Origin of the sequence: Cohnella suwonensis (assembly GCF_042655365.1) — a bacterium.
Lineage (GTDB): Bacteria > Bacillota > Bacilli > Paenibacillales > Paenibacillaceae > Cohnella > Cohnella suwonensis.
On the sequence record NZ_JBHSMH010000097.1, the window covers coordinates 160,448 to 167,816 of the forward strand.

Consider the following 7,369-nt stretch of genomic DNA (forward strand, 5'->3'; position numbering starts at 1 on the left):
CTCAACCTTTATTCGTTACGAAGACGGGGGGACTTCTTCGCTTATTTCTGCTTCGCCATAATGTCGGCTACGCTTTTATCCAGCTTCTCGAGCAATTGGTCTTTGTCGATGCGGCCGCCTTGGAATTCTTGCATCGCCGCTCCGAACGCTTGCGTCGTGCCGTCCGGGAAACGATCCCAGTGCCAGCCTTTGACGCGATCCGGATTGTCCGCTTGCAGCTTGTTCAGCTCGGTCGCGATCGGTCCGATGGCGCTCGCGTCCGCCGGAATGCTCGTGAACGCCGGGATGAATTTGAATTCCGTCGCGATATAACGTTTGCCCGTCTCGGATGTAACGAGCCATTCGAGGAATTTCTTCGCTTCTTCCGGATGAGCGGATTTGCTATTGACGATCCAGTTGTTCGGAACGCCCGTGTACACGTAACCGGTGGAACCGTCGTTGATCGGAAGCGGAATCGTTCCGATGTTCATGTTCGGCGTCACGCCGTCGATCATGCCTTGCACCCAGTTGCCTTGCTGCATCATGGCCGCTTGGCCGGAAGCGAAGCCCGTCACTTGGGAGTTGTAATCGGTCGTTACCGCGTTTTTCTGGCCGTATTCGAACATGAGCTGCACGAGCTTAACCCACTCTTCCATGATCGCGTTGCCTTTGAACGTCGCTTTGCCCGCTTTCAGGTCGTTCGCGAATTGGGCGGGGTCGGCTTGGTTAGCGATTCCGACGTTGACCAAGTGGATGCCGAGCGACCACCATTCGTTCGTCAGCATGAACGGCGTGATGCCCGCGTCCTTCAATTTCTTCGCGGCCGCTTCGAGCTCCGTCAAGTTCGTCGGAAGCTTGTCGATGCCCGCTTTGGCGAACAAGTCTTTGTTATAGATGAGTCCGTAGCCTTCGACGTTCATCGGCATGCCGTACAGCTTGCCTTCCACCGTCGTCGGCGCTTTCGCCACTTCGATGACGTCTTTCGCCCACGATTCGCCCGACAAGTCCGTCGCGCGGTCCATGTAAGGGACGAGGGAAGAGAATCCGCCGTTGTTGAAGATTTCCGGCTCTTCGCCGGCCGCGAGCGCCGCCCGGAGCAACGCGCCGTAATCTTCGCCGCCGCCGTGCGTTTCGATTTCGACTTTCACGCCCGTTTCTTTCTCGTATTCTTTGGCCAACGCTTTCAGTTGCTCGTCGATTTCGACTTTGAATTGGAAAATCTTGATCGTGACGTCTTTCTTCGGCGCTTCCGAAGCCGGCGTTTCGCTGGCGCTAGGGGAAGCGGACGGCGAAGCGGAAGGGGATGAAGCTTGGCCGTTATCGTTGTTGTTCTTCCCGCAAGCCGCGAGTAGAAGGAGAAGCATCGTAGCCGTTAGCGCGAGTAAGCCGATTTTTTTCATGAATGAGACCTCCCATATTTGTTGTACGATCCGGATGCGCTTTTTGCTGGTCCGACACGCTCATTATAGTTGGGGCTTCATCGCGAGCGATATGGACGAAATTGATCGAAATGGTGTAAATTGTTGACTCGTTCATTATTTAGCAATTACATTTGCGACATTTTCTGAACGAGCTCCGCAAAGCTGCCTCAACGGCCGTCAGTCGTTGAGTGCGTTTTAGCTTGACTTGTTAGATTCAGCCTTTGATCGCGCCTTGGGCGACGCCTTCCACGACATGCCGTTGCAACGCGAGGAAGAAGGCGACGATCGGCACGATGCTAAGCGTAAGCGCGGCCATCGCCAAATCCCACTTCTTCGTATATTGCCCGAAGAACGACTGGATGGCTAGCGGAATCGTGCGGAGCTCTTCGTTACGGCCGATGATGAGCACGGGCAACAAATAGTCGTTCCATACCCACAGGACGTTAAGGATCATGACGGTGACGGCGATCGGACGGACGAGCGGGAAGACGATTCGGAAGAACACCCCGTAAGGGGAGCAACCGTCCATGACCGCCGCTTCCTCGATCTCGAGCGGAACAGACTTGATGAAGCCGTGGAACAGGAACATCGCCAGCGGCAAGCCGAATCCGATGTAACAAGCGATCATACCGTAAAGCGTATTGTGCAGGTTCAGCGTCGCCGCGACTTTGACCATCTGTAGCATGATCGATTGGAACGGAATGATCATGGCGGCGACCAAGACGACGAACACGAGGCGGTTAAACGTCGTCGGCCTGCGAACGAGACGATAGGCGAGCATCGAGCTGAACAGCACGATGAACAACACGCTGAGCGCCGTGATCATGAACGAATTAAGCGCGACCTTCGGGAAGTCGATGATTTCCCAAGCTTTCCTGAAGTTGTCCAGCGTGAAATCCTTCGGCCAAGAGGCAGCGTCGATCAGAATTTCCCGGAACGACTTAAAGGAGTTGCTGACGAGAAAATAAAACGGAGCGAGGAACAGCAAGCCGATCAAGATCGTGACGGCTTCGACGCCGAACAGCGCTGGCGTGTATTTCTCTTTGATCCTCTCCATCAGGCTTCCACCTCCCGTCTCTTCGTGATGAGCACTTGCGTGACGGTGACGAGCGCGACGGCGAAGAAGAAGACCATCGCTTTCATCGTGCCGAGACCGAAGTTGCTGTTCGTGAACGCTTCCCGGTAAATGTTAAGGGCAAGAGATTCGGTGGACGTTCCCGGCCCGCCGTTCGTCAAGCTGAGATTCAGGTCGAACATCTTGAACGCGTTCGACGTCGTCAGGAACAGGCAGATCGTAATCGCCGGCATGACGATCGGCAACGTGACGCTGCGCACGAGCTTCCAGCCTCCGGCGCCGTCGATCTTGGCCGCGTCCAGCAAGTCCTTCGGCACGCCGACGAGCGCGGCGATGTAGATGATCATCATGTAGCCGGCCGACTGCCAGACGAAAACGATGACCGTCCCCCAGAAGCCGGTCGCCGGCGTTCCGAGCCAAGGCTCTTGGAACAGGCCGATTCCCGTTTTCTCTCCGACCGTGAAGAAACCCTTCACGAAGATGAACTGCCAGATGTACCCGAGAAGCAAGCCGCCGATCACGTTCGGCAGGAAGAAAACCGTTCGGAGGACGTTCTTCAGCTTTAAGCCTTTCGTCAGCACGTAAGCGAACGCGAAGGCGAGCACGTTGGAGACGAGGACGGTCACGACCGTGAACTTGATCGTATACAGGAAGGACGTCCAGAACGCTTTTTCCTCCAGCAGGATCCGCATATTGGTCCAGCCCGTCCAAGTCGGCGACGACCGGATGCCGTCCCATTTCGTGAACGAATAATAGAATCCCATCAGGAACGGCACGATAACGATGATCAGAAACAGCAACAGCCCGGGGCCGACGAATACCGTCTGCTGCAGCCATTCTTTTCTTTTGCGATTGCCCATGTTTCCCCCGACTCCTTTCATACGGACTTCCAAGTATAAATTCAGTATAGCGGCGCGCGCCGAAGCCCAACTACCGATGATCATGACGAATAAGGTGGAATATATTGATCGATCTTGTTACACTGTTGGTGTTTTCTTGCATCCGCTATCAATCAGTCGAGATCGTTCGCGTCCGGGGGTGTCCGCCATGATCTATAGCATCCGTTCGAAGTTAATCGTCTTGCTTCTCGTCGCTACCGTCGTTCCGATCTGCACGTCGATGGTCATCTCGTACTACTACACCAAGAGCTCCGTCACGAAAGACGCGATCCGCAGCACGGAATCGACGCTGTCCCTGGGTAAAATGAATCTGCTCAACTACATGAACGCCGTGAATCAATCGAGTTTAACGATCTATTCGGGCATCAACCAGATGGGGTCGCTCTATACGTACATCGAGAATCTGGAGCGCCGGACAAGCCCGAACGGCGTGCCGGACTATTCGACGTTACCGCCGGAATCGCTCAGAAGCCAGTTGATGAACATGCTTCGAACGGTGAAGGAATTTTACAAAATCCATTTGTACACGCTTAAAGACAGGATGTCCATGTTGCAGGTGAACGATTTTAACCGCTACTTGTACAATCCGGAATTCGTGCCGCCTACCGCGATCGCCGCTTACGTCGAACCGCCTCACGAGAGCCACAATTACGGCATGGGCAACGTCATTCCGCTTCAGGAGAGGGAGACGGTGCTCACTTTCCACAGGCCGATCGTCAGAACGCCGTCGGACAAGATCCTCGGTTACGTCTCGATCGATATCCGTATGGATTTGATCGAGAGCATCGGGGAACAGTTGCTAACGCCGGGAGACTCGTTGTATATTTTCGATCGGAAGGGCAACATCGTCTACGCGCCGGACAAGGAGCGTTGGGGGAAAAGCCTGAACGACGACTGGGTCGCCCGCGTTCGCGAATCCGCCCGGACGCACGGCCATTTCGACTGGAAAAACGAAGGCTTCTCGGGCATCGTGTTCTACGAGAAGCTGCAGACGCGATTCATGGATTGGACGATCGTCAAGCTGACGCCGAACGAAGCGCTCGACAAGAGCGCCAGAGGCGTCACGAAGATCAACAGCTTACTATTCGGCCTGTTCCTCGTCGTCGCCGTCGCTCTAACGCTTTATATCACGATCCGGTTTACGAGATCGATCAAGAAGATGCTCGGCTACGTCAAGAAAATCGAAAGCGGCAATTTGCAGCAGGACATCGACATCGACGACAAAGACGAGCTCGGCATTCTCGCCCGCCGTTTCCAGTCGATGATGGGGACGATCAACGATTTGATATTGCGCGAATACAAGCTCGAGCTAGCCAACAAGACGAACCAGCTCAAGGCGTTGCAGGCGCAGATCAACCCGCATTTCATGTACAACGCGCTGCAGTCGATCGCCACCCAGTCGCTTCACAACGGGGATCAGAAAACGTATTCGCTCATCACGTCCCTCGGCAAAATGATGCGTTACAGCATGCGGACGAACGACGTTACCGTGGAGATTCAACAGGAAATGGACTACGTGCTAGCTTACTTGAAGCTGCAAAAGCAGCGGTTCGACGATACGTTCGAATACGAGCTGAATATCGAAGACGAGACCCGCAAAGCGCTCATTCCGAAAATGATCATCCAGCCGCTCGTCGAAAACTATTTCAAGCACGGCTTCATCCCTCGTCCGGGCATGGCTAGAGTTTCCGTCGCCACCGGGACTCTTCCGGACGGCAGAATCGAGATCGACGTGCGAGACAACGGCACGGGGATGGACGACGAGAAGCTGGAAGCGTTACGCGGTCAATTGGCGCAGGCGGGTCAGCCGGGATGGGCGGGGGACGCGTCGATCGCCCATATCGGACTCGCGAACGTACTGGCTAGATTGCGGCTGCATTACGGAGAAGCCGCCGAAATGGCCATCGAGCCCGTGTTGCCTTTCGGCATACAAGTCCGTCTCCGCCTGCCGGCGCAAACGGCGGATGACTCCGCGGGGGAATCGGAAGGAGAAGGATCATGAACGCGATTATCGTAGACGACGAGAAACACGTGAGGGAAGCGGTCCGAATGCTCGTCGATTGGGAGCGGTTCGGCATCACGAAGGTGTCGGAAGCTTCCGACGGGGAGCAGGCGATCGGGCTGATCGGGCAAGAGCGTCCCGCGCTCATCTTCATGGACATGATGATGCCGAACCTGTCCGGTTCCGAGCTGCTCGAATGGATCAGCGAGCATTCCCCCCGAAGCAAGACGATCGTCATCAGCGGTCACGACGACTTCAAGCTCGTTCGCCATACGCTTCAGCACGGCGGGATCGATTATTTGCTCAAGCCGATCGACGCGGACCAGCTGACGGACACGGTGCGCAAAGCGGTCGAGAGCTGGCATGAAGACGACCGGGAGAGACGGGAGACGACCAGCCGGTCGATCGAGGTCAACCGGCTGAAGCCCGCTTATTGGGACAAGCTGTTGTCCAATCTCGTCGTGGAGCCTTCATCGATGTATACGGAGCGCGAATCGATCCGCCAGGAATTCGGCGGGTTGGATCAAGGATGCCCGTGCAGGCTCGTGATCTTGAGCCTTGAACGGATCGATCCGGTGCTCGCGCGCAAGTTCGCGGACAACCGGGAGTTGCTCTATTACTCGCTTGCGAACATCTGCAACGAGATCGTTCGCCGGGATAACGCAGGTTACGCGTTCCGGTATTGGAACAGCGACAAGGAGATTTTGATCGCGTTCTGGAAGATCGTCGACGTCGATACGCTCGAGGAGAAACTTCGGGAGATCGACTCGGGCGTCAGGCAGGCGCTCGGCGCCAAAGTCCATTTCGGCATCGGCTCGGCGCAATCGTTCCCGCAAGGGCTCGGCGAATCGTACCGGGAAGCGAAGCAGGCGATCAAGACGAGCAACCTGATGGACGAGGAAGCGAGAATCCACTATGGAGCGCGGCTTCCTGCCCGCATCGCTTCGGCTCGTTTCGGCGACGGGGCGGATGAGCTGCGGCTGGCGATCCGGAGCGGGAATTCCGATCAGATCGCGAGATCGGTCGGCAAACTGCTGGCGCCGCTTCGCGAGCAGAAGCAGGCGACGGTCGAACAGCTGGAGCAATGGTGGAACGAATATACCGTATTTTGCTCCGAATGGCTTCGGGAGCTGGCCAAGGAAGACGAGCCGGCGCTCGAGTGGCCCGACATCGCGCGTCCGTTCGAGCTGCCGCCGCTGGGGCGGTCGGGAAAGCTCGATCTAACGGGCTGGGAGACGGAGTTAAACCGCGCGATGCTCGCGGTAGCCGGGCTGCTCGCCGAGAAGCAGCAGAAGGAGAACAATCTCGTTCACGAGATCGGCAAGTACATTCAAGCGAACTATCATAGGGATATTACGCTGCAGGACATCGCCAATCATCTATTTGTCGGCAGGGAGTATATCTCGCGCAAGTTCAAGCAAGAGACGGGAGAGAACGTCTCGGATTGCATCGGGCGCACCCGCAACGAAAAGGCGAAGCTACTGCTGCTCAACCCGCACCTGAAAATCGCGCAAGTCGCCGAGATGGTCGGCTACCAGGACGAGAAGTATTTCAGCAAAGTGTTCAAGAAGCTGACCGGCATGACGCCGAACGAATACCGGAAGAGCCAGTCGGTGTAGGGGCTGCGTGGCGGGGGCAAGTGTGGGCGAGATGTTCGAAGAATTCGAGTAACTCTCGCCAAAGTAGCTCGCCGCACGCGAGATGTTCGAAGAATTCGAGTAACTCTCGCCAAAGTAGCTCGCCGCACGCGAGATGTTCGAAGAATTCGGGTAACTCTCGCCAAAGTGGCTTGCCTTACGCGAAATGTTCGAGAATTTCGAGTAACTCTCGCCAAAGTGGCTCGCCTCTCGCGAGATGTTCGAAGAATTCGAGTAACTCTCGCCAAAGTAGCTCGCCTTACGCGAAATGTTCGAGAATTTCGAGTAACTCTCGCCAAAGTGGCTCGCCTCTCGCGAGATGTTCGAAGAATTCGAGTAACTCTCGCCAAAGTAGC

The 7,369-nt window shown here is 56.0% G+C and carries 5 protein-coding genes; 2 read left to right on the top strand and 3 right to left on the bottom strand.

Annotation, left to right across the window (positions count from 1 at the left end; genetic code table 11):
* Positions 1–41: 41 nt before the first annotated feature.
* From ACFPPD_RS22180 to ACFPPD_RS22190, 3 genes are all read right to left on the bottom strand, one after another.
* Entirely contained in the window at positions 42–1,379 is a 1,338-nt protein-coding gene (locus ACFPPD_RS22180) for an ABC transporter substrate-binding protein (protein WP_209744646.1), read from the bottom strand.
* 235 nt (positions 1,380–1,614) lie between these two features.
* Positions 1,615–2,457 carry a carbohydrate ABC transporter permease gene (locus ACFPPD_RS22185; protein ID WP_209744649.1) on the bottom strand — a complete coding sequence of 281 codons (843 nt, stop codon included), beginning with the start codon at positions 2,455–2,457 and terminating at the stop codon, positions 1,615–1,617.
* The gene (locus ACFPPD_RS22190; RefSeq protein ID WP_209744652.1) at positions 2,457–3,335 is read right to left on the bottom strand and encodes a carbohydrate ABC transporter permease; all 879 of its coding nucleotides are present in this window, start codon (positions 3,333–3,335) and stop codon (positions 2,457–2,459) included. Before ACFPPD_RS22190 ends, ACFPPD_RS22185 begins: the two co-directional genes overlap by 1 nt.
* A 187-nt stretch (positions 3,336–3,522) precedes the next feature.
* On the opposite strand from ACFPPD_RS22190, the gene ACFPPD_RS22195 reads away from it, so the two are divergent.
* Together ACFPPD_RS22195 and ACFPPD_RS22200 are read left to right on the top strand one after the other, a co-directional pair.
* A complete protein-coding gene (locus ACFPPD_RS22195; RefSeq protein WP_209744655.1) occupies positions 3,523–5,376 on the top strand; it encodes a cache domain-containing sensor histidine kinase in 1,854 nt (617 codons plus the stop codon).
* A complete protein-coding gene (locus tag ACFPPD_RS22200) occupies positions 5,373–6,995 on the top strand; it encodes a response regulator (RefSeq protein ID WP_209744658.1) in 1,623 nt (540 codons plus the stop codon). Before ACFPPD_RS22195 ends, ACFPPD_RS22200 begins: the two co-directional genes overlap by 4 nt.
* Positions 6,996–7,369 lie beyond the last annotated feature (374 nt).